This window comes from Bacillus kexueae (genome assembly GCF_022809095.1).
Classification (GTDB): Bacteria; Bacillota; Bacilli; order Bacillales; family Aeribacillaceae; genus Bacillus_BZ; species Bacillus_BZ kexueae.
Genome location: NZ_JALAZE010000004.1, coordinates 70,042 through 93,235, shown reverse-complemented (window position 1 = coordinate 93,235; position 23,194 = coordinate 70,042). Strand labels below are relative to the sequence as shown.

General features: G+C 40.3%; 20 protein-coding genes. 16 read left to right on the top strand and 4 right to left on the bottom strand.

Annotation, left to right across the window (positions count from 1 at the left end; translation table 11 throughout):
* Window positions 1-36 precede the first annotated feature (36 nt).
* The 3 genes from ML543_RS09560 to ML543_RS09550 all read left to right on the top strand — a co-directional run bounded on the left by ML543_RS09560 (window position 37) and on the right by ML543_RS09550 (window position 2,967).
* Window positions 37-468: a YwiB family protein gene (locus tag ML543_RS09560; RefSeq protein WP_243387129.1), complete on the top strand. Its 432-nt coding sequence runs from the start codon at window positions 37-39 to the stop codon at window positions 466-468.
* Entirely contained in the window at window positions 465-2,135 is a 1,671-nt protein-coding gene (gene argS / locus ML543_RS09555; RefSeq protein ID WP_243387128.1) for an arginine--tRNA ligase, read from the top strand. Before ML543_RS09560 ends, argS begins: the two co-directional genes overlap by 4 nt.
* A 331-nt stretch (window positions 2,136-2,466) precedes the next feature.
* Window positions 2,467-2,967: a peptidoglycan-binding domain-containing protein gene (locus tag ML543_RS09550; protein WP_243387127.1), complete on the top strand. Its 501-nt coding sequence runs from the start codon at window positions 2,467-2,469 to the stop codon at window positions 2,965-2,967.
* Window positions 2,968-3,031: 64 nt separating this feature from the next.
* Here ML543_RS09550 and ML543_RS09545 read toward each other — a convergent pair whose 3' ends face one another.
* The 3 genes from ML543_RS09545 to cls all read right to left on the bottom strand — a co-directional run bounded on the left by ML543_RS09545 (window position 3,032) and on the right by cls (window position 5,826).
* Window positions 3,032-3,928 carry a hypothetical protein gene (locus ML543_RS09545; protein WP_243387126.1) on the bottom strand — a complete coding sequence of 299 codons (897 nt, stop codon included), beginning with the start codon at window positions 3,926-3,928 and terminating at the stop codon, window positions 3,032-3,034.
* Window positions 3,929-4,447 carry an RNA polymerase sigma factor gene (locus ML543_RS09540; RefSeq protein WP_243387125.1) on the bottom strand — a complete coding sequence of 173 codons (519 nt, stop codon included), beginning with the start codon at window positions 4,445-4,447 and terminating at the stop codon, window positions 3,929-3,931. It abuts the gene before it with no gap.
* Window positions 4,448-4,623: 176 nt separating this feature from the next.
* Window positions 4,624-5,826, bottom strand: coding sequence for a cardiolipin synthase (gene cls, locus ML543_RS09535; protein ID WP_243387124.1), 1,203 nt, complete (start codon window positions 5,824-5,826; stop codon window positions 4,624-4,626).
* Window positions 5,827-6,115: 289 nt separating this feature from the next.
* Between cls and ML543_RS09530 the strand changes: the two genes are divergently transcribed.
* The 10 genes from ML543_RS09530 to ML543_RS16930 all read left to right on the top strand — a co-directional run bounded on the left by ML543_RS09530 (window position 6,116) and on the right by ML543_RS16930 (window position 20,199).
* Window positions 6,116-8,230 carry a (Fe-S)-binding protein gene (locus tag ML543_RS09530; protein WP_243387123.1) on the top strand — a complete coding sequence of 705 codons (2,115 nt, stop codon included), beginning with the start codon at window positions 6,116-6,118 and terminating at the stop codon, window positions 8,228-8,230.
* Between the two features lie 265 nt (window positions 8,231-8,495).
* Window positions 8,496-9,674 (top strand): acetyl-CoA C-acetyltransferase, encoded by a 1,179-nt coding sequence (locus ML543_RS09525; RefSeq protein WP_243387245.1) that lies wholly within the window; start codon window positions 8,496-8,498, stop codon window positions 9,672-9,674.
* 167 nt (window positions 9,675-9,841) lie between these two features.
* Window positions 9,842-10,693 carry a 3-hydroxybutyryl-CoA dehydrogenase gene (locus ML543_RS09520; RefSeq protein WP_243387244.1) on the top strand — a complete coding sequence of 284 codons (852 nt, stop codon included), beginning with the start codon at window positions 9,842-9,844 and terminating at the stop codon, window positions 10,691-10,693.
* Between the two features lie 26 nt (window positions 10,694-10,719).
* The gene (locus ML543_RS09515) at window positions 10,720-11,856 is read left to right on the top strand and encodes an acyl-CoA dehydrogenase (RefSeq protein ID WP_243387122.1); all 1,137 of its coding nucleotides are present in this window, start codon (window positions 10,720-10,722) and stop codon (window positions 11,854-11,856) included.
* 66 nt (window positions 11,857-11,922) lie between these two features.
* Window positions 11,923-13,062, top strand: coding sequence for an acyl-CoA dehydrogenase (locus ML543_RS09510; RefSeq protein ID WP_243387121.1), 1,140 nt, complete (start codon window positions 11,923-11,925; stop codon window positions 13,060-13,062).
* A gap of 20 nt (window positions 13,063-13,082) precedes the next feature.
* A complete protein-coding gene (locus tag ML543_RS09505; RefSeq protein WP_243387120.1) occupies window positions 13,083-13,700 on the top strand; it encodes a TetR/AcrR family transcriptional regulator in 618 nt (205 codons plus the stop codon).
* A gap of 31 nt (window positions 13,701-13,731) precedes the next feature.
* Complete coding sequence (gene icmF, locus ML543_RS09500; protein ID WP_243387119.1) at window positions 13,732-16,989, top strand: fused isobutyryl-CoA mutase/GTPase IcmF; 3,258 nt, start codon at window positions 13,732-13,734, stop codon at window positions 16,987-16,989.
* A 336-nt stretch (window positions 16,990-17,325) separates the two neighbouring features.
* The gene (rpoE, locus tag ML543_RS09495; RefSeq protein ID WP_243387118.1) at window positions 17,326-17,850 is read left to right on the top strand and encodes a DNA-directed RNA polymerase subunit delta; all 525 of its coding nucleotides are present in this window, start codon (window positions 17,326-17,328) and stop codon (window positions 17,848-17,850) included.
* A gap of 298 nt (window positions 17,851-18,148) precedes the next feature.
* Window positions 18,149-19,750, top strand: a complete 1,602-nt coding sequence (locus tag ML543_RS09490; protein ID WP_243387117.1) for a CTP synthase — start codon at window positions 18,149-18,151, stop codon at window positions 19,748-19,750.
* A 317-nt stretch (window positions 19,751-20,067) separates the two neighbouring features.
* Window positions 20,068-20,199: a hypothetical protein gene (locus ML543_RS16930; protein WP_279326627.1), complete on the top strand. Its 132-nt coding sequence runs from the start codon at window positions 20,068-20,070 to the stop codon at window positions 20,197-20,199.
* On the opposite strand, the gene ML543_RS09485 is transcribed toward ML543_RS16930, so the two are convergent.
* Window positions 20,196-20,711 carry a DUF2529 domain-containing protein gene (locus tag ML543_RS09485; protein WP_243387116.1) on the bottom strand — a complete coding sequence of 172 codons (516 nt, stop codon included), beginning with the start codon at window positions 20,709-20,711 and terminating at the stop codon, window positions 20,196-20,198. The genes ML543_RS16930 and ML543_RS09485 overlap by 4 nt on opposite strands.
* Window positions 20,712-20,990: 279 nt before the next feature.
* Here ML543_RS09485 and ML543_RS09480 point away from each other — a divergent pair, with 279 nt between their 5' ends.
* The 3 genes from ML543_RS09480 (at window position 20,991) to fsa (ending at window position 23,142) form a co-directional block, all read left to right on the top strand.
* Window positions 20,991-21,362, top strand: a complete 372-nt coding sequence (locus ML543_RS09480; protein ID WP_243387114.1) for a response regulator — start codon at window positions 20,991-20,993, stop codon at window positions 21,360-21,362.
* A gap of 161 nt (window positions 21,363-21,523) precedes the next feature.
* Window positions 21,524-22,384, top strand: a complete 861-nt coding sequence (locus tag ML543_RS09475) for a class II fructose-bisphosphate aldolase (RefSeq protein WP_243387111.1) — start codon at window positions 21,524-21,526, stop codon at window positions 22,382-22,384.
* A 113-nt stretch (window positions 22,385-22,497) separates the two neighbouring features.
* Complete coding sequence (fsa, locus tag ML543_RS09470; RefSeq protein WP_243387109.1) at window positions 22,498-23,142, top strand: fructose-6-phosphate aldolase; 645 nt, start codon at window positions 22,498-22,500, stop codon at window positions 23,140-23,142.
* The last annotated feature ends 52 nt before the right edge of the window (window positions 23,143-23,194 follow it).

The following is a 23,194-nucleotide window of genomic DNA, read 5'->3' as shown; positions in this document are numbered from 1 at the left end:
ACTAATGAAGTTAATAAAGCCTTTTAAAGGATGAGAATGATGAAAAATGGAGTACCTGTTCAAATCCATGTCCATAATGTGATTCAACAAGGTGACGATCAAAACGTCATCGAATTTTGGACAACAGGATATTATTCAACAAAAGATGGTGCGACGTATATACAATATGAAGAAGAGCATGATTTTGGTCATGTTAAATCGCTTTTAAAATGGACTGAAAATGAGCTTTACATCATGCGTTCAGGTGCTGTTAAGATGAGGCAACGCTTTATCGAACAACAGCAAACGATTTCGAACTATGAGACCCAGTACGGAACGTTTCGTCTTGCCACGTTAACGAAATCATTGGGAATCAGTACAAATCAAACAGATAATCGTGGTACACTGAAAGTACACTACGATTTAAATATTGGAGAAGAAAAACACGTACATACATTAACGATTGAATACAAGGAGGAACAGTCATGAACATCGTCGAGCAAGTGAAAGATCGGCTGAAAGAAGAAGTGAAGGCGGCGGTTTTGAAAGCTAATTTAGCTACGGAAGAAGAAATTCCAGCGGTTATTTTAGAAACACCGAAGGATAAAGCACATGGAGACTATTCAACAAATATGGCGATGCAATTAGCACGCATTGCGAAAAAAGCGCCTCGCTTTATTGCCGAGGATATTATCGCAAACTTCGATAAATCTAAAGCATCGATTGAGAAGATTGAAATCGCAGGACCTGGATTCATTAACTTCTACATGAATAATTCGTACTTAACGGATTTAATTCCGACAATTATTGAAGCAGGTCCACGCTACGGAGAGTCAAATGCTGGTGGCGGACAGAAAATCCAAGTGGAATTTGTTTCGGCTAACCCAACAGGATCTCTACACCTAGGACATGCTCGCGGTGCGGCTGTTGGTGACTCTTTATGTAATATTTTAGATAAAGCTGGTTATGACGTTACACGTGAGTATTACATTAACGATGCAGGTAATCAAATTCATAACTTAGCGCTTTCTTGTGAAGCTAGATATTTACAAGCGCTTGGACAAGAGGCAGAAATGCCAGAGGACGGCTATTACGGTCAGGATATTATTGAAATCGGGAAAAAGATTGCAGAAGAATATGGTGATCGTTTCTTACATGAAAGCCACGAAGAGCGCTTAAAGTTTTTCCGTGAGTACGGATTAAAGTTCCAAATGGACAAGCTAAAGAAAGATCTAGATGAGTTCCGCGTTCCATTCGATGTATGGTATTCTGAAACTTCCTTATATGAAACGGGGAAAGTTGAAGAAGCATTAAACCTACTTCGTGAAAATGGCCATATTTATGAAGAAGATGGAGCGACTTGGTTCCGTACAACACCTTTTGGTGATGACAAAGACCGTGTATTAATTAAAAAAGATGGCTCTTACACTTACTTAACACCGGATATTGCTTATCATAAAGATAAGTTAAACCGTGGCTTTGAAAAGCTTATTAACATTTGGGGAGCAGACCACCACGGATACATCCCTCGTATGAAGGCAGCCATCGAAGCGTTAGGGTACGATCGCGATACGCTTGAAGTAGAAATTATGCAAATGGTCAGCCTTTATAAAAACGGTGAAAAGGTGAAGATGAGTAAACGTACGGGTAAAGCCGTAACGATGAGAGAGCTTGTCGAAGAAGTTGGTCTTGATGCTGTTCGTTACTTCTTTGCCATGAGAAGCGGAGATTCGCACTTAGACTTTGATTTAGATTTAGCTGTATCACAATCGAATGAAAACCCTGTTTATTACGCTCAATATGCACACGCTCGAATTTGCAGCATTTTACGTCAAGGGGAAGAGTTAGGCTTAACTTACGAAGGAGAGTTAGCATTAAACGAAATCTCCTCCGAAAAAGAAATTGAGCTATTAAAGAAAATCGGTGAATTCCCAATGGTTGTTGCAGAAGCAGCAGAGAAGCGAATTCCACATCGCATCACGAACTATATTTTTGACGTTGCATCTGCTCTTCATAGCTTCTACAATGCTGAAAAAGTTCTTGATCAAGAGCATGTCGAGAAATCACGCGCACGTTTAGCGCTTGTTAAAGCAACGCAAATCACTCTTCAAAACGCCCTTCAATTAGTGGGTGTATCAGCGCCAGAAAAAATGTAATTTCTAATGCCCCCGAGCAATTGGATTCGGGGGCTTTTTCTATTCGATACCTTGTTAAACGAACGCCGCATAATTTTACCTATCATTAAATTATACTTATATCATATTTTTTAGAAATTTTTTGTACTTTTTTGAAACCATTTTCCTAAACACTCGTACTATATACTGAAGATGCTGAAAATTAAGAAATTAACATTTACTAATTCAGCATCTAGTTCCACAATACATATGGGCCCTAGTATTGATTGGATGTTTACTACAAAAAAGACATCAAGAGTCAATCAACCGTGGATAATCTGAAATCATTTCAATTATATCGGAGGGGTTAAATATGAAAAAATGGATGAAAAGTTTAGTTGGTGTGGGTGTTTGTTCAGCATTATTCTTAAATAGTTTTCAAGCTGCTTCTGCAGATACTGGAATGGAGCGCTCATTGGCAAGTACCAGCTATTATACGAAAGCGTATACTTGTACCGCATCCTCTTCTTGGACAAATTACTTAAGCTCAGAAAGTAATGGTTATAGTTGGGTAAAAAGTGTGGGAGAAAAAGGATATGTGAAAAATAGTAGTGGAACGTTACTTGGGGTCGTATTAAACGATACGTCGATTGATTTTAGCTATTCTTACTTAATTAAAAGAGGATCGACAGGAAGTAAAGTGAGTGCCGTACAAAAAACGCTCAATTGTTTAGGGTATAATGCGGGGACTGTGGATGGAATATTCGGCTCACAAACAGAAGCCGCAGTAAAGGCATTTCAACGAGATAAAGGACTAGCAGTAGACGGCATTGTTGGAAAGAATACGTACTATTACTTATCCTTTTCAAAATAAAGCAACATGAATAAGTTAAAAGAACGAATAAGCAAAGAGAGGGGAATTCCCTCTCTTTACTCATTTAAGGACCATCAGATTCTTGATTTCGAAGATCGATAACTTCTGCGCCTTCTGGAGGCGATGTATCAAAAAGTTCACTATCTTTATCAATCGTAATTTCTTTTAACTCTAGTGTTTCCGCGCGTTCTTCTCTAATTCCACTATGAAATTCAATGACTCTAATTATTTGATTATATTCCTTATCAAACCAATATTCATCTGAATACACTTCATCGTGTTTGATTAAATATTTTTCAACTTCTCTTCCAAAGTATTCGTCCGTTCCTAAATACTGTATGTTATCATTTGATTTCTCTGCAATAAAAGAGGATTCCCATTCAGCACCACCTTCAATCTGCTCAATCGTGAAGGTATTTTCTTCTTTATTGTAGATATACGTAGTGTCAGGAGTAATAATACGGTAATTTCCAAATTCATCTTCTATTCGAAGTTCATCTCCAATTGAGTAAGACTCCATTATTATACCGTTTACTTTTTCCTTACTGTATAAAGCGACCTGTTTCCCCTCTTTTTCCGGTAAGGGTTTCGCACCTTCCAGCACCTTTTCTGCGACTAGTAGGTTTAATGCTTTTTGAATCGCCGCTTGACCTTGTTCTGTGAAGGCGAATGAAACCGTAACCATGATGAGAAGAGAGGCTGCAAGGGCGAATTTTTTCCAAATTGGTTGCGACCGCTTTTTCGGTAACGGGGTGACATTGTCTATCTGTTGTTCTTTTAATTCATCTATGTCTTCTTCAATAGCGAGAATGTCTAGTGCTTCGTTCATTTCTACGAACAAATGGAAATATTGCTGGCATTGTTGACATGTTTGGATATGATCATCGACTTGTCGTTTTTCGTTCTCGTCTAACATATCGTATTGAAGAATGAGGTCTTGGTATTCTTCATGAACATTCATTTAAAAGACCTCCTTATTCAATAAATTAGACATCAATTGCTTTCTTCCGCGAAATATTTTCGTTTTTACCGTATTAAGTGGAAGATTTAATTGGTCTGAGATCTCATGATACGCAAGTCCTTGCTGACGAAGGATTAAAATTTTTCTCGTTTCGTCATCGAGTTGATTAAGTGTTTCTTTTACCGATTGAATCGTTTGCTTCGAAATCACTTGCTCCTCTGGTCCTTTAATACTTGGAGCAGTGAGCGGGTTCTGCACTTCCTGTTGAATTTCCTCCAACAAGTCTTGGTTACGTTTTAATTTTCGCAAATGGTCGGTTGCGGTATTTTTCGATACCGTTGTGAGCCATCCTACTAAATTCGACGGAACCTCGTGCGTTTGAAAGTATTTATAAATCTTAATACAAACATCTTGCACGATATCATCGACAAGAGAGGCATTTTTCACAGCTTTTCGAACGGTCCTTTCAATATGTGGCCGATGAGTTTTGATAATGTTTACAATATCGGCATTTCCCATCTGCCTGCTCCTTTCTACCCTATAGACGATTGGTAAACACAAATTGTTCTACCAATTTAATGGAAAATTTAATAAAAAAATACATACATAAAAATGGTATTGGAATTAATGGGAAATGTAAACAATAAAACGCCATTTCTTTTAAGGGAGCTGGCAGAGCAGATGGAAACAAATTATTACAACAAAGGAGCGAGTAGTGTAGCTAATTGAACCCTAAAACGAGCATTCGTTCTCATATCAGTTAATTGCTTTGTCGTTAATAATTTCGCTTTTTGTAAATCATGGGTAACTGCCTCTTTGACAAGTTGAATAAATGAACGATCGTATATGAAACAATTGATTTCATCGTTCAAATACAAACTTCTCTGGTCAAAGTTCGCTGTTCCGATATCGCAAACGTGTTCATCAACGATAATGACTTTTGCATGATAAAAGCCATAATCGTATTGGTAAATGGCTGCTCCCCGTTGGAGCAAAGGAGCGAAATACGGAAGGGAAGCTTCCTTTACGAATGGGTGGTCCGATTTAATGGGGACCATGATGGTCATCTGCACCCCTCGTTCTAGAGACTGAATCAGTGCCTTCATAATCGCTTTACTAGGTATAAAATACGGAGAACAAATATAAAGTTCTTCTTTCGCTTGCTCAATAAACGAAAGAAAATGTTGCTCTAATCGGTTTCCGTATGTAGGAACAAAGTGATGCTCAATACGTCCTTTCGGTAGCGGTGGGAAATAACGCTTCATGTTCCGAAGATCTTCGCCTGTGGACTCAAACCAATCATCTAGAAATTGAGCTTGTAAATCAAGTACCCCTTCACCTTCGCATTTAAGGTGGTAGTCACGCCAAAAACCGAGGTTTGGGTTTCGTCCGATATATTCCTTGCCAATATTAAAACCACCGAAATAGCCTTCTTTCCCATCTATGATGGCTAGTTTTCGATGATTGCGTGACTGGAGGGAGTAAAAAAAGAAGGGGAAGGTAGGTCTTCGTGAAAATTCAACTTGAACACCGCTCCGCTTTAACTCCGCTTTCGTTTTTCGTTTAAGACGAAAGGACCCGACAAAATCCAATAGAAGTCGCACTTCTACACCCTCTTTTGCTTTTTCTTTCAGCAAAGTATAAAAAGTGTTACTAATATCGTCGTTCCGAACGATAAAAAATAAGATATGAATAGAATGTGTGCTCTTTTGGATGCTTTGGAACAATTCCTCATATAAACTTTCTCCGTCGGTTATTAACGTTAAATCACTCATTCTCCTTGAAAATGTTCGGTCGCGTTGGTGTTTGACGAAGTATTGTCGACCTAACTGAAAATCGAGAGCGACAAGTACAAGCAACGTAATGAATATGAGGAAGATGATACCGATTACTTCCATTATTATCCCTCCTAGTCTTAGTTGGATGATGAATTGTATTTCAACGATACATGTTCTTTTTAAGTGCTTCGTTAGGATACAAAATACTAATTTATGGAAAATAAACTTCGTCTACATTGTTAAATAGGCATGAATACTCTTCTTTTAGATTTTCCATCTTTCAAATAAAATATGAAATTTTAGAAAATCGTTGACTGAATGCTCATTCATAATATAATAGAAGTAAGAAACATCAGAAAATTTTATCGGTTACGAATTTTCGTGACAACAGGGGGAATGGGGGAGTATTATGAATACACTATTATGGGTGAATTTCATTGCGTTCTTAATTGTAACCGCTTACGGGGTTTCGTTGTTTGTATACTTAATTAAGACGCGAATCGCCTATATAAAACTCGGGAAAAAAGCCGAGTTTGATGGAAAAGTGAAAGAACGTTTAGAAAGAGTTAAAGTAAATGTTTTCGGACAGAAAAAATTATTAAAAGATAAAAAGATGGGCTGGGTCCATGTCGTATTCTTTTACGGTTTCATTCTTGTTCAATTCGGTGCACTTGATTTTATTCTAAAAGGAATCGTCCCAGACACTCATCTACCACTTGGTCCTCTCTATCCATTATTTACATTTTTCCAAGAAATCGTCACATTTTTCATTCTAGTAGCAGTCGTAGTAGCCTTTTATCGTCGTTATATTGAAAAGCTTGTTCGTTTGAAAAGAGGATTCAAATCGGGTCTCGTTTTAATCTTTATCGGCGGACTTATGCTTTCTGTTTTATTAGGAAATGGTATGAACATCATTTGGCACGATCACAGCTTAACATGGAGTGAGCCAATCGCCTCGTCCTTTGCCTTTTTATTAGGTTTTGTTGGCAAAACGGGTGCGGCCGTCATTTTTTACGTCGCTTGGTGGGTGCATTTACTCATTTTATTAACATTCCTTGTTTACGTTCCACAATCGAAGCACGCTCACTTAATTGCCGGTCCTGCCAATGTGTATTATAGTCGTTTAACAAACCCTGGAAAGCTTGAAAAAATTGATTTTGAAGATGAATCACAAGAGACATTTGGTGTAGGGAAAATTGAAGACTTTAATCAGACGCAGCTCATTGATTTGTACGCCTGCGTAGAATGTGGTCGTTGTACGAATATGTGTCCAGCAACGGGGACGGGTAAAATCCTTTCACCGATGGACTTGATTGTAAAGCTTCGTGACCATCTAACAGAAAAAGGTGCAGTCGTTACATCTAAGCAGCCTTGGGTTCCAACGTTTGCTTTTGCACACACGAAAGGGAACCAATTGGCAACGATGGCTGCATCAGCAGGAGGACAAGAAGTTGCGGCAACGATTGACTATAATCCAAGTTTAATTGGAGATGTCATTACTGAAGAAGAGATTTGGGCATGTACGACATGTCGAAATTGTGAAGATCAATGTCCAGTCATGAATGAACATGTGGATAAAATTATCGACTTACGCCGTTATCTCGTGTTAACGGAAGGTAAAATGGATGCCGATGCACAGCGTGCGATGCAAAACATTGAACGTCAAGGGAACCCTTGGGGACTGAATCGTCGCGAACGAGAAAAATGGCGTGAAGCTCGTGAAGACGTCCATGTACCAACGGTTAAAGAGTTACAAAAAGAAGGGGAAGAATTTGAATATTTATTCTGGGTTGGTTCGATGGGATCATTCGATAATCGCAGCCAAAAAATTGCCCTTTCTTTTGCCAAATTATTAAATGAAGCGGGTGTTAAGTTCGCAATCTTAGGAAATAAAGAGAAAAACTCTGGAGATACACCTCGTCGTCTTGGAAATGAGTTCTTATTCCAGGATTTAGCGACAAAGAACATTGCAGAGTTTGAAAAATTAGGTGTGAAGAAAATCGTCACGATTGACCCGCATGCTTATAATATTTTCAAAAATGAGTATCCAGATTTCGGTTTGGAAGCGGAAATCTATCATCACACTGAATTGCTACATCAACTTGTTAAAGAAGGAAAATTAAAGCCTCAATTTGAAGTGAACGAAACCATTACGTTCCATGATTCTTGTTATTTAGGACGCTACAACGAAGTGTATGAACCACCACGTGAGATCCTTAAAGCGATTCCAGGTGTTAAGTTAGTCGAAATGGAACGAAATCGTGATACTGGAATGTGCTGTGGAGCAGGTGGCGGATTAATGTGGATGGAAGAAGATACAGGAAGCCGCATTAACGTCGCGCGAACGGAGCAAGCCTTAGCAGTGAACCCAAGCGTCATCAGTTCCGGTTGTCCGTACTGTTTAACAATGTTAAGCGATGGTACGAAAGCGAAAGAAGTAGAAGAAAACGTTCATACGTACGATGTAGCAGAGCTTCTAGAGAAATCTGTATTTGGTGAACAGCCGAAAGAACTTGTTTCTTAATATTATGAGGATTGAATGGCATAAAATATGCCCTTCAATCCTTCCTTGAAAAATACTTAGCACTAAAAGTTAGGCGAAGCTCGCTAAAAGCAGCCTCTCGTACGATTAAGTGGTAACGATAAGGCGAAGTGATCCAAAAATAAAATAGTGGAAGGATATTTGGTTTTTTATACAGAATATTTTATATTGTCTGTCAGTTGTTAGTTGTATGGTTGTTGAGCGAGCGTTCAGTCGTTGGTCATTATGAAAAAAAGGGGAGAAAATGATGGGGAAAACGGTTATTGTAAGCGCTGCTAGAACACCTTTTGGTCGATTTGGTGGAGGATTAAGTTCCTTAACGGCGTCCCAATTGGGAGGCATTGCGATTAAGGAAGCGTTAAAGCGGGCAGGGGTTTCACCAGAAGAAGTTGATGAAGTTATTTTAGGGAATGTGTTGCAAGGGGGACAAGGGCAGATCCCATCGCGTCAAGCAGCTAGAGAAGCGGGTATTCCTTGGCATGTCAAAACGGAAACGATAAATAAAGTTTGTGCATCTGGTTTGCGAAGTGTCACATTAGCTGATCAAATTATTCGCGCTGGAGATGAAGAAGTCATCGTCGCAGGTGGAATGGAATCGATGAGCAATGCACCATACTTACTTCCGAAGGCGAGATGGGGCTTACGAATGGGGCACGCTGAAGTGAAAGATGCAATGGTGCACGACGGATTAACGTGCTCCTTCACAGGTGTTCATATGGGGACGTACGGAAATGAAACGGCAAAAGAATTAGAGATTTCTAGAGAAGAGCAAGACCAATGGGCATTGAGAAGTCATGAGCGTGCGATTCAAGCCATTGAAAGCGGAAAATTACAAGAAGAGATCGTTTCGGTTGAAATGAAAGGGCGTAAAGGTGACATAACGGTTATTGAGGTGGATGAGGCTCCGCGAAAAGATACTTCTCTTGAACGCCTGTCTCAATTAAAACCTGTATTTAATCATGACGGCACGATCACAGCTGGAAATGCACCGGGCGTTAATGATGGTGCGGGGGCATTTGTATTAATGAGTGAAGAACGCGCTCAAAAGGAAGGAAAGACGCCGCTCGCAACGATTTTAGCGCATACAGCGATTGCGGTTGAAGCAAAAGATTTCCCGAAAACACCTGGCCTTGTGATTAATGAATTGCTCAGAAAAGCGGGGAAAACAGTCGAAGAGATTGATTTATTTGAAATTAACGAAGCATTTGCTGCGGTTGCCCTTGCGAGTAAGCAGCTTGCAGGACTTGATCCAGAGAAAATTAATGTCAATGGTGGAGCTGTTGCGTTAGGACATCCAATCGGAGCAAGTGGTGCGCGAATTTTAATGACGCTCATTTACGAATTAAAACGTCGTGGTGGAGGTCTTGGTGTTGCATCCATCTGTAGTGGTGGAGGTCAAGGAGACGCCATCTTAGTTCAAGTTTAATACGAGACTTTGTAAGAGAAGGAGGCCAATAGGGGAGTGCTTCCCTTATTGGTACCCCTAAATCAGAAAACGTTTACAATTTGGTATAAACAAGAGAGAACTAGATGTTCTCAATTGTTTTAATGGATACAATCATATTTCACGAAGCAAAAGGGGATGGAGAAGACATGAAGGTAGAAAAAGTGATGGTCATAGGTGCTGGGCAGATGGGTTCTGGTATTGCCCAAGTTTGCGCCCAAGCCGGATATGAAGTACTCATGAATGACTTGAAGGATGAATTTGTACAGCGAGGATTAGCAGTTATTACGAAAAATTTATCTCGACAAGTTGAAAAGGGGCGTCTAACAGAAGGAGAGAAAAGTGAGATTCTTTCACGTCTAAAGCCTTCTACGAATCTAGCGGATGCAAGTGATGTTGACTTATGTATTGAAGCGGCTGTTGAAAACATGGCCATTAAAACAGACATCTTTAAGCAACTCGATGAAATTACGAAGGATCATGTCATATTAGCTTCTAATACTTCTTCATTACCAATTACCGAAATTGCAGCAGCTACGAAGCGACCTGAAAAAGTAATCGGTATGCACTTTATGAATCCGGTGCCGGTTATGAAGTTAGTCGAAATCATTCGCGGGTTGGCAACAACAGATGAAACGTATTCTGTTATTGAAGATATGACGAAAAAATTAAATAAAGTGCCGGTAGAGGTCAATGATTTCCCTGGATTTGTGTCCAACCGTGTATTAATGCCCATGATTAACGAAGCGATTTATACAGTTTATGAAGGGGTTGCCACACCGGAAGCAGTTGATGAAGTTATGAAGCTTGGAATGAATCATCCAATGGGTCCACTAACACTAGCTGATTTTATCGGCTTAGATACATGCCTTTACATTATGGAAATTTTACACGAAGGATTTGGAGACGACAAATATCGTCCATGTCCATTACTGCGTAAATACGTAAAAGCAGGTTGGTTAGGTCGTAAAACAGGAAAAGGATTCTACACATACGAGTAACGACATCATAGAAGGAGATGGGAGACATGAATTTACGCTTCACAGAAGAACAAGAAATGATGAGAAAAATGGTCCGTGATTTTGCTGAGAGCGAAATTGCACCATTTATTGAAAGAATGGAAGAAGGCGAGTTTCCTAGACATCTATTAAAGAAAATGGGTGAACTAGGGTTAATGGGGATTCCAATTCCAGAAAAGTATGGTGGCGCTGGAATGGATTTTACGTCTTACATTATTGCGATTCACGAGCTTTCTCGCGTAAGCGCTACCATTGGGGTAATTTTATCGGTTCATACTTCTGTTGGAACGAACCCAATTTTATACTTCGGAACTGAGGAGCAAAAGAAGAAATATGTGCCAAAGCTTGCCTCAGGTGAGTATTTAGGAGCGTTTTGTTTAACCGAACCAAGTGCCGGTTCGGATGCAGCGAGCTTAAAGACGCGAGCGGTATTAGATGGGGATTACTACCGATTGAATGGTTCGAAAGTATTTATCACAAATGGAGGCGAAGCCGATACGTATATCGTGTTTGCGCGTACAGGTGAAGGTGAACGAAGCAAAGGAATATCTGCCTTTATTGTCGAAAAAGACACACCTGGTTTCATCATTGGTAAAGATGAAAAGAAAATGGGTCTTCATGGATCAAGAACGGTTCAAATTACGTTCGAAGACGCAATGGTTCCGAAAGAAAATCTTCTCGGTGAAGAAGGAGAAGGATTTAAAATTGCCATGGCTAACTTGGACGTAGGTCGTATCGGAATCGCGGCTCAGTCATTAGGAATTGCCCAAGCAGCGCTTGAACATGCCATTAGCTATGCAAAAGAACGTCATCAGTTCGGGAAACCAATTGCGGCAAATCAAGGAATTGGTTTCAAATTAGCGGATATGGCTACACAAGTGGAAGCGGCTGAATTATTGACGTATCGTGCTGCTTACTTACGTCAAAATGGCCTTCCATGTGGAAAAGAAGCGTCAATGGCGAAGCTTTTCGCATCTCAAGCGGCGATGGACGTTTCAACCGAAGCGATTCAAGTATATGGAGGATACGGCTATACAAAGGATTATCCGGTTGAACGATTCTTCCGCGATGCAAAGGTTTGTCAAATTTACGAAGGAACAAGTGAAATTCAGCGCCTCGTCATTAGTAAGCATCTGATGAAATAAGTAAAACGTTAAGAGCGCCAGCTGATGAGGCGCTCTACATACAATCGATTATGGGGGATGGGAAGGATGAACTTTAAATTAAGCGAAGAACATGAAATGATACGGAAAATGGTGAGAGACTTTGCCGAAAATGAAGTAGCTCCTACAGCAGCTGAGCGAGATGAAGAAGAACGCTTTGATATGGATATTTTTCATCAAATGGCGGAGCTCGGTTTAACGGGTATTCCGTGGCCTGAAGAGTACGGAGGAATCGGAAGCGATTATTTAGCTTATGTCATTGCGGTTGAAGAGCTTTCACGTGTTTGTGCTTCAACAGGAGTAACGTTATCTGCACATACCTCGCTTGCAGGATGGCCGATTTACAAATTTGGATCCGAAGAACAGAAGCAAAAATATTTACGTCCGATGGCGCAAGGTGAAAAGATTGGAGGCTATGGGTTAACAGAGCCTGGGTCCGGCTCAGATGCTGGAGCTATGAAAACGACGGCTCGACTTGAAGGGGATCATTACATTTTAAACGGGTCCAAAATTTTCATCACCAATGGAGGCATTGCCGATTATTACGTTGTGTTTGCGCTAACAGATCCAACATCGAAGCATAAAGGAACAAGTGCCTTCATCGTTGAAAAAGACTTCCCTGGATTCTCTGTTGGGAAAAAAGAAAAGAAATTGGGGATTCGTTCGTCTCCGACAACAGAAATTGTGTTTGAAGACTGTAAAGTACCGAAGGAAAACTTGCTAGGTGAAGAAGGGCAAGGCTTTAAAATTGCGATGATGACACTCGATGGCGGACGTAACGGGATTGCGGCGCAAGCGGTTGGAATTGCGCAAGGGGCATTGGATGCGGCAGTCGCCTACGCAAAAGAGAGACATCAATTCGGGAAACCAATTGCAGCGAATCAAGGTATTGGCTTCAAGTTAGCGGATATGGCGACACAGGTAGAAGCAGCTCGTCTTTTAACGTATCAAGCAGCGTGGCTTGAGTCAGAAGGCTTACCTTACGGGAAAGAATCAGCAATGTCGAAGCTTTACGCAGGGGATATTGCGATGAAGGTGACGACAGAAGCGGTTCAAATATTTGGTGGATATGGTTATACGAAAGATTATCCAGTTGAGCGTTTCATGAGAGATGCGAAAATTACACAAATCTATGAGGGCACCCAAGAGATTCAACGACTTGTTATTTCCAGAATGTTAACGAAATAAGGAAATGTTGGTGTTGAAATATGGGGAAACGACCAGTACCTGCATCCGTTAAGGATGAACGATTAATTCAAAAGCGTAGAGAGCAAATGGTCAAAGGAGCGGTGAGTTTATTTAAAGAAAAGGGGTTTCACCGCACGACAACGAGAGAGATTGCGAGAGCAGCAGGATTTAGTATTGGGACATTATACGAATATATTAGGCAAAAAGAAGATGTCCTTTATCTCGTTTGTGACACGATTTATGACGAAGTAAGGGAACGCCTCGAACAAGAGTTGGATATGAAGCAAGGTACGGTCGACAGCTTAAAGCGAGCAATTGCCAATTATTTTCGAGTCGTCGATGAAATGCAAGATGAGGTTCTCGTCATGTATCAAGAAGTCAAATCATTATCAAAAGATGCGCTCCCTTACGTGTTGAAAAAAGAGTTAGAAATGGTTGGAATGTTTGAATCCATTATCGAAGGTTGTGTAAACAAAGGGGAATTTGATTTAACGAAGTCTGAGCAACGCCTCGTCGCCCATAATATTTTTGTTCAAGGTCAAATGTGGGCGTTTAGACGGTGGGCATTGCACAAAATGTTTTCGTTAGAAGAATATATTGTTTTACAGACGAATGTGATTTTAAAAGGAATTTGTTAAATCATCATTGATTATTCAAGGGGGATGGGATATGGCACATATTTATCGACCAAAGCATGCCGTACGTTTCGTAACAGCATCTAGTTTATTTGATGGACATGATGCTTCGATTAATATTATGCGACGAATTTTACAAGCAAGTGGTGCGGAAGTGATTCATTTAGGTCATAACCGTTCAGTTGAGGAGATTGTGAATGCCGCTATTCAAGAAGACGTTCAAGGAATTGCTGTATCTTCCTATCAAGGGGGACACGTTGAATATTTTAAATACATGTACGACTTATTAACAGAAAAAGGCGCACCTCATATTCGCATTTATGGTGGTGGCGGTGGAGTTATTATTCCAAGGGAAATTAAGGAACTCCACGATTATGGTATTGCCCGAATCTTCTCTCCAGAGGACGGTAGAAAAATCGGGTTGCAAGGCATGATCAATGTCATGTTAGAAGAGTGCGATTTTATGACGGTAAAAGATACGAAGTTAGCGTTAGAGCAAGTGCGTCAAGGAGATGTGAAGGCTGTTGCTCAGTTGATTACGTTGGCTGAGACGAGAGTGCTAGCGAATGATGAGGCGGCCGCCACAGTTGATCAAGTGCTCACTCAACTAAAGGAAGTGCCGTCAAAAGCTCCAGTTATCGGGATTACAGGGACAGGGGGAGCAGGGAAAAGCTCACTCACCGATGAACTTATCCGTCGTTTTTTAAATGAAGTTCCCGACATTAATATTGCGGTCCTTTCCATTGACCCGACGAAACAAAAAACTGGTGGTGCCCTTTTAGGTGACCGTATTCGAATGAACGCAATCTTTAATCAACGCGTGTACATGCGAAGTTTGGCAACGCGTCAGTCTCGCTCGGAATTATCCCTTGCCATCAAGGACTCCATTGATGTTGTAAAAGCAGCTCAATATGACTTGATTATTGTCGAGACAAGTGGAATTGGGCAAGGGGACGCAGAGATTCGCAATATTTGTGACATCGCCATGTATGTCATGACTAGTGAGTTTGGCGCACCTTCCCAGTTAGAAAAAATTGATATGATCGACTTTGCTGATTTAATTGTCATCAATAAATTTGAGAAAAAAGGTTCTGAAGACGCGAAACGTCAAGTTCAAAAACAATATCAAAGAAGTCACATGCTGTTTGACAAAGAACTCGATGAAATGCCAGTTTACGGAACAATTGCAAGTCAGTTTAACGATCCAGGTACGAACACCTTGTTTAACGCATTATTATCTCTTATTAATGAAAGAGCCAACAAAGATTGGTCTTCATCCCTTCCGTCTGTCAAAGATGTACAAAAACAAAATCTTATCATTCCACCAGACAGACGTTACTACTTACGTGAAATCACCGACACCGTTAGAAATTACCACAAGACAGCGAACGAACAAGTAGAAATTGCAAGACGATTATTCCAAGTGGAAGGAACGTTAGAAGAACTTCGAAATTCAGCCGAACATGATGAACTCATTCAGTCTTTAGAAACGATGAAACAAGGCCTTGAGGAAAAATTAACACCTGAATCGAAGAAAATCTTAGCGACTTGGGAAGAGAAAAAACACCAATACGCACAAGACGAATTCGTTACCGTGATTCGTGGCAAAGAAATCCGAACGAAGTTAACGACAAAGTCATTATCCGGAACTATCATTCCAAAAGTCATTTTACCGAAATATAAGGATTATGGGGAAATCTTACGATGGGTATACCGTGAGAACGTTCCAGGGTCGTTCCCGTACACAGCTGGCGTATTCCCGTTCAAGCGAGAAGGAGAAGATCCGAAACGTCAATTCGCTGGGGAAGGGACACCGGAGAGAACGAATAAACGTTTCCATTACTTATCAAAAGATGATACGGCTAAACGATTAAGTACTGCATTTGATTCTGTCACATTATACGGTGAGGACCCAGATTATCGTCCAGATATTTTCGGAAAAATCGGGGAAAGCGGCGTCAATGTTTGTACGTTAGATGACATGAAAAAGCTATACAAAGGCTTTGATTTATGTGCCCCAACTACATCTGTTTCTATGACAATTAATGGTCCTGCGCCAATCATTTTAGCAATGTTTATGAATACAGCGGTCGATCAACAAGTAGAGAAAAAAGAAGCTGAACTAGGCCGCTCCTTAACAAAAGAAGAATACGAAGACGTTAAAAAACAAACCTTACAAACGGTTCGTGGAACAGTTCAAGCAGACATTTTAAAAGAAGATCAAGGGCAAAATACGTGCATCTTCTCAACTGAATTTGCTCTTCGTATGATGGGAGATATTCAAGAGTACTTTATTGAAAACAAAGTGCGCAACTATTATTCTGTATCCATTTCTGGCTATCATATTGCGGAGGCAGGAGCTAACCCGATTTCCCAGCTAGCTTTTACGTTAGCCAATGGATTTACGTATGTCGAATATTATTTAAGTCGCGGTATGCATATCGATGACTTTGCACCGAATTTATCCTTCTTCTTTAGCAACGGTCTCGACCCAGAGTATACGGTCATTGGTCGTGTGGCTCGCCGTATTTGGGCAACCGTTATGCGCGATAAATACGGGGCCAATGAGCGAAGCCAGAAGTTGAAGTACCATGTACAAACGTCAGGTCGATCCTTGCACGCACAAGAAATCGACTTCAACGATATCCGTACGACCCTTCAAGCGTTAATGGCGTTACATGATAACTGCAACTCGCTTCATACGAATGCCTACGATGAAGCGATTACGACACCAACGGAAGAATCCGTACGTCGTGCAATGGCGATTCAGATGATTATTACGAAGGAACACGGGTTAACGAAAAATGAAAATCCGCTTCAAGGCTCCTTTATCATAGAGGAGTTAACCGATTTAGTAGAAGAAGCTGTATTAAAGGAGTTTGACCGAATTAATGAGCGTGGCGGTGTTCTTGGAGCGATGGAGTCCCAATATCAACGCGGTAAAATCCAAGATGAATCGATGTACTATGAAATGAAGAAGCATACAGGGGAATTACCGATCATTGGGGTAAACACATACTTGAACCCGAACCCGCCGAGTGAAGAAGACATTGACAATATGGAATTAGCGCGTGCGTCGAAAGAAGAAAAAGAATTACAGATTCATAATTTACAAGCATTCCACCAAAAGCATGAACAAGTGGTTGAGGATGCCCTCAATCGATTGAAACATGCGGCTGTTTCAGGCGGAAACATCTTTGCTGAATTAATGGAGACGGTAAAAGTCGCAAGTCTCGGACAGATAACGAGAGCTTTATACGAAGTGGGAGGACAATACCGTCGCAATATGTAAGGGTAGGGAAAGGGCGACTTCGCCTTTTCTCTTTTTTTCAGGTTGTTACGTACTATTTAGATGCACCAGAATGCGAAAAGGAAATGGAAGGCGACTTTTTTAAGGGGAATTTGTATTTTTACGAAGATAATGTGGCATAAAGCTGTTAATATTGTTTATAATGATAGGTATGCTAACAATAGTCATAAAAGGGATTCCGTGTTAAGATTTGCGCGAGGATACATAGGCATAAAGCTTTTCGCTAATGAATAAAATCCGCGTAGTTACATTTTCAAAGGGAATCCTTTCAACATGATTAATAGATGAAATATTTTTTAAGAAAAGGAGTGCCAGGCCTTGAATTTAACGCAATATTCGCCAGAACAACTGAAAGAAATGTCTATGGTAGAAGTCGCTTTCCTTATTCTTTCAGAAAAACGACAAGCGATTCCGTTCAAAGAATTAATGGACGAAATGACTCGCTTACTTGAACTTACACAATCAGACGTTGAAGAGCGCATTGCGCAATTCTACACAGATCTTAATATAGATGGCCGCTTTATTTGTATTGGGGAAAACAGCTGGGGATTACGCAGCTGGTATCCATACGATCAAATCGACGAAGAAACACAACCTGTGATGAAGTCGAAGAAGAAAAAAGTAAAGAAAGTAAGCGATGATTTAGATCTTGATGATTTAGATGATCTTGAAGAAGAAGAAATCGATTTTGATGACCTCGATGACTACGAAGAGGACGACGATGATTTCGAAGAAGACGAAGACTTCGATGGCGATGATGATGAAGTAATCGAAGATGAATACGATTTAGATGAAGACGAAGAAGAATTAGACGATGATTTAGATGTTGAAGACGAAGAGTAATCTCGTCTACGAAAGTTAGGGTTGACTTTCAATCTTATCCCCATTAGTATTTTATTTGGGCTCTTTAAAAAAGGTCGTGTATATAATTAGCTCCCTTTCCAGTGTGAAAGGGAGCTTTATTTATTTTAGGAAGAACGAGAAAACTGCATGGTGACAAGTAGTCATTGTGCATTTCTTATTTTTAGCACCAAAATGGATACGGCTCCCCATAGAAAATTTGTTGGCATGGGCATTTTGCTCGTTAAATTTCTTTTTTTAGTACAAATTAATGGTAGATTGCAACTGGAGGGGTATTTACATGACAAAGTATATTTTTGTTACAGGTGGGGTTGTATCCTCATTAGGAAAAGGGATTACGGCAGCTTCATTAGGGCGCTTATTAAAAAATCGTGGCCTAAATGTTACGATTCAAAAATTTGACCCGTACATTAACGTTGACCCAGGAACGATGAGTCCGTACCAACACGGTGAAGTATTCGTAACGGACGATGGGGCAGAAACGGACTTAGACTTAGGTCACTACGAGCGCTTTATCGACATTAATTTAAATAAGTACAGCAACGTGACGACTGGTAAAATTTATTCAACAGTATTAAAGAAAGAACGCCGTGGCGATTATTTAGGTGGAACGGTTCAGGTTATCCCACATATTACAAACGAAATTAAAGATAAAGTATTCCGTGCAGGTAAAGAGACAGGTGCTGATGTAGTCATCACGGAAATTGGTGGTACTGTGGGCGACATCGAGTCATTGCCATTTTTAGAGGCGATTCGTCAAATTAAAAGCGATGTAGGTCGTCACAACGTAATGTATCTTCACTGTACATTAGTTCCTTATATTAAAGCGGCTGGCGAAATGAAGACAAAGCCGACACAACATAGTGTAAAAGAATTGCGTTCATTAGGTATTCAACCAGATGTCATCGTCGTTCGTACGGAAATGCCGATTTCTCAAGAGATGAAGGATAAAATTGCGCTATTCTGTGACATCGATTCTAAAGCAGTCATTGAAGCACGCGATGCTGACACGTTATACAGCGTACCATTAGCGCTTCAAGAACAGAATTTAGATCAAATCGTTTGTGAACACCTACAATTAAGCTGTGGCGAAGCGGATATGAAAGAATGGAAAGAGCTTGTAAATAAAGTGCGCAACCTTTCCAAGAATACGCGTATCGCTCTTGTTGGTAAATATGTTGAATTACAAGATGCGTATATCTCCGTAGTTGAAGCTCTTCGTCATGCAGGATATGCATTCGATGCAGATGTAGAAATTAGCTGGATTAATGCAGAGCACGTAACAAGTGATAACGTAAATGAATTATTAAAAGATGTAGACGGCGTTCTCGTACCAGGTGGGTTCGGTGACCGTGGTGTTGAAGGGAAAATTATCGCAACAAAATACGCGCGTGAACAAAAAGTTCCGTTCCTTGGTATTTGTTTAGGAATGCAAGTTGCTTCGATTGAATTCGCTCGCCATGTATTAGGACTAGAAGGTGCGCACTCAGCGGAAATCGACCCAACTACGAAATACCCAATCATCGATTTACTTCCAGAGCAAAAAGATGTGGAAGATTTAGGCGGAACGTTACGCTTAGGATTATATCCTTGTAAGCTAACGAAAGATTCATTAGCATACGAAGCGTACAAAGATGAAGTCGTATACGAGCGTCATCGCCATCGTTACGAATTCAATAACGAATTCCGTCAACAAATGGAAGAGGCAGGTTTCGTCTTCTCTGGTACAAGCCCAGACGGTCGTTTAGTGGAAATCGTAGAGGTGAAAGATCACCCATGGTTTGTTGCATCTCAGTTCCATCCGGAATTCACTTCACGCCCAACGAGACCGCAACCATTATTCCGTGACTTCGTAGAAGCGACACTTAAAAACAACCAATAGTAACTTGTTAAAAAGGACTTGCTAAAAGGCAGGTCCTTTTTTCGTTAAAGAAAGTTTAAGTTCAATAAAGTATTAAAGTATTCTCTTTACAGTTTTTTGATGTCTAGCTCCAAGCGCCATCGGCTCGGGTCGCTTCGGCCCTGCTGTGGCGACGGAAGCCTCCTCGCAGGTCCTCCAGCGCCCTTCGCCTAAGGACTTGCGCTTTGCGCTTTTCTTAGTTAAGAGGGAAGTGATGGATAAAGTCGTGAAAGTGATGAATAACCTGGCGAAAATGATGGATAAACTCGCGAAAGTGATGAATAACTCTAGTGGAAGTGATGGATAAAGTCGTGAAAGTGATGAATAACTCGGCGGAATTGATGAATAAACCTACAAAAGTGATGAATACCAAATTCGAATCAAAAGAGAAAACGAGAGCCTCAATGAAGGCTCTCGTTTCGACCGATTAATATTCACTTAAGATCTCGTGTAACGTGAGGGAGAGGCAGTGGTAGACGTACACTGATAACATTAACGATGGAAAGCCAATTCGTTCACCGTCTTCTGTTGGTACGAGCGGCTTCTTCAAATTAGTGTTGATGTGGACATCCACAACCGATTGCAATCCTTCTTCCTCTTGGGCAATCGCCGAAACGGCGACAGTTGGGATTCCTTTTTCCTCTAATTGCTTTGCAAGTTCAACCGCATCTTCGTCATGTGAAAAACGGCTAAATAGAAGAACACGATCGGCGCTTGTTACCTCATGAATATTGGTGAGCTTTTTCGCTGAAGGCATAGGCTCCGCACCAGAAAGAGCTTCCGCTACAACTCCTTCCAATTCATGCGCACCATAAATGAAGATGCTCCCTTCTCCAATGGCTGCTTGCGCAAGAAGGCGCGCTCCATCTTCCATTTCAAATTCTGCATTTTCGTACAGACGGTTAAGAAAACCAGATAATTGCGTTGTGAAAATTTTGAGCATAGTTCAAGTAACTCCTTATATTGAAATACTATTGAAAGTTATTAAAGACATAAATCAATCGATTTTTACATCGTACATATTATAGCTTGAACGAATAGGGATAGCAAAAATTGTCGACAAAAGTTGTCTATCGATGTGAAGGAATATAGGATAGAAACAAGAATATGTAAACGAGTAAGGTATAATGTGAGTATCGATTGAATGAAAGGTAAAGAGTTTGATAGCACCTCTTAATAGAGGACTATCATCTGTTGAAATAAAATAAAAGAGGTGTGAAGAATGGAAGGGAAAATTTTAATTGTTGATGATCAATACGGGATTCGTATTCTTTTAAGTGAAGTATTTCAAAAAGAAGGATATAAAACGTATCAAGCAGCGAGCGGCTTTCAAGCATTAGACATTTTGGAAAAGAATGCTCCCGATTTAGTCTTGCTTGATATGAAAATTCCTGGAATGGACGGAATCGAAATTTTAAAAAGAATGAAGGTTGTAAATCCGGATATTCGTGTCATTATCATGACGGCTTATGGTGAGCTTGATATGATTCAAGAAGCAAAGGACTTAGGAGCGCTATCCCATTTTGCTAAACCATTTGACATTGACGATATTCGAGAGGAAGTAAGGAAACATTTACCTATTAAATCCAATTGATAGAATCCATCAGATAAGTTGCCGAATTTCACATTAGTTGGTATTCTTATGTATGTGAAAAGCAAAACCAGATATACATACATTTGTTCGTTCTGGTCAAGCCTATATTAGACTAGCTTTTCGATATGTAAATTTGGCTACATAAGGAGGATTTTATTGTCATGCCTTTAGTTTCAATGACAGAAATGCTGAACAAAGCACGTGACAACGGCTATGCAGTAGGTCAGTTCAATTTAAACAACTTAGAATTCACTCAAGCTATCTTACAAGCAGCAGAAGAAGAAAAGTCTCCGGTTATTTTAGGGGTTTCTGAAGGTGCAGGTCGCTACATGGGTGGATTTAAAACAGTAGTGAGCATGGTTAAAGCACTTATGGAAGAGTACAAAGTTACTGTTCCTGTGGCGATTCATTTAGATCATGGTTCAAGCTTCGAGTCTTGTGCGAAAGCAATTCATGCTGGTTTCACATCTGTAATGATCGATGCTTCTCACCATCCATTTGAAGAAAACGTTGAAACAACTGCAAAAGTTGTAGAATTAGCTCATTTCCACGGTGTATCTGTAGAAGCAGAGCTAGGCGTTGTTGGTGGTCAAGAAGATGACGTTGTAGCAGACGGTGTTATTTATGCGAACCCAGATGAGTGTGAAGAGCTTGTAAAACGCACGGGCATTGACTGCTTAGCGCCAGCATTAGGTTCTGTACACGGTCCTTACAAAGGTGAGCCAAACTTAGGTTTTGCTGAAATGGAAGAAATCAACAAGCGTACGGGTGTACCTCTTGTATTACATGGTGGTACAGGTATCCCGACAAAAGATATCCAAAAAGCGATTTCTTTAGGTACAGCAAAAATCAACGTTAACACAGAGAACCAAATTGCTTCTGCTAAACGCGTACGTGAAGTACTTGCAGAAAGCCCAGAATTATATGATCCACGTAAATACCTAGGTCCTGCTCGTGAAGCGATCAAAGAGACTGTTAAAGGTAAAATGCGTGAGTTCGGTTCTTCTGGTAAAGCTGAATAATCGACTATAATTCAGGATTGGAGCCGCTAAACTGTTGAAACAAACAAATAGCGGTTTCCTTTCATGTCATAAAGAAAGCGATCACATTTCTGAAAATTAGGAGGCATTTTTTCATGTTGTTTTTCATCGATACTGCAAACATTAACGAAATTAAAGAAGCACAAGCTCTCGGCGTTTTAGCTGGAGTGACAACGAACCCAAGTCTTGTAGCCAAAGAAAAGGTTTCGTTCCACGATCGTTTACGTGAAATTACGGAAGTTGTACCGGGCTCTGTTAGTGCAGAAGTCATTTCAACGAAAGCGGAAGAAATGATTGAGGAAGGTTTAGAGTTAGCGAAAATTGCTCCGAACATTACGATTAAAGTTCCAATGACGCCAGATGGCTTAAAAGCGGTTAAAACGTTCTCTGAAAAAGGCATTAAAACAAATGTCACATTAATCTTTAGTGCAAACCAAGCTTTACTTGCAGCTCGTGCGGGAGCAACGTACGTTTCACCATTCTTAGGACGTCTTGATGACATTGGACACAACGGTTTAAATTTAATTTCAGAAATTGCTGAGATGTTCGATATTCACGGCATTGAAACACAAATTATCGCAGCATCTATTCGTCATCCTCAACATGTGACAGAAGCAGCACTTCGTGGTGCAGATATTGCGACAATTCCATATAACGTTTTATTGCAGTTGTTTAAGCATCCATTAACAGACCAAGGAATCGAAAAGTTTTTAGCTGACTGGAACAAAGCAAATCAATAATATAGAGGCATAAGTGGATTGTTCCTGTATTTACTAGGAACAATCCATTCCT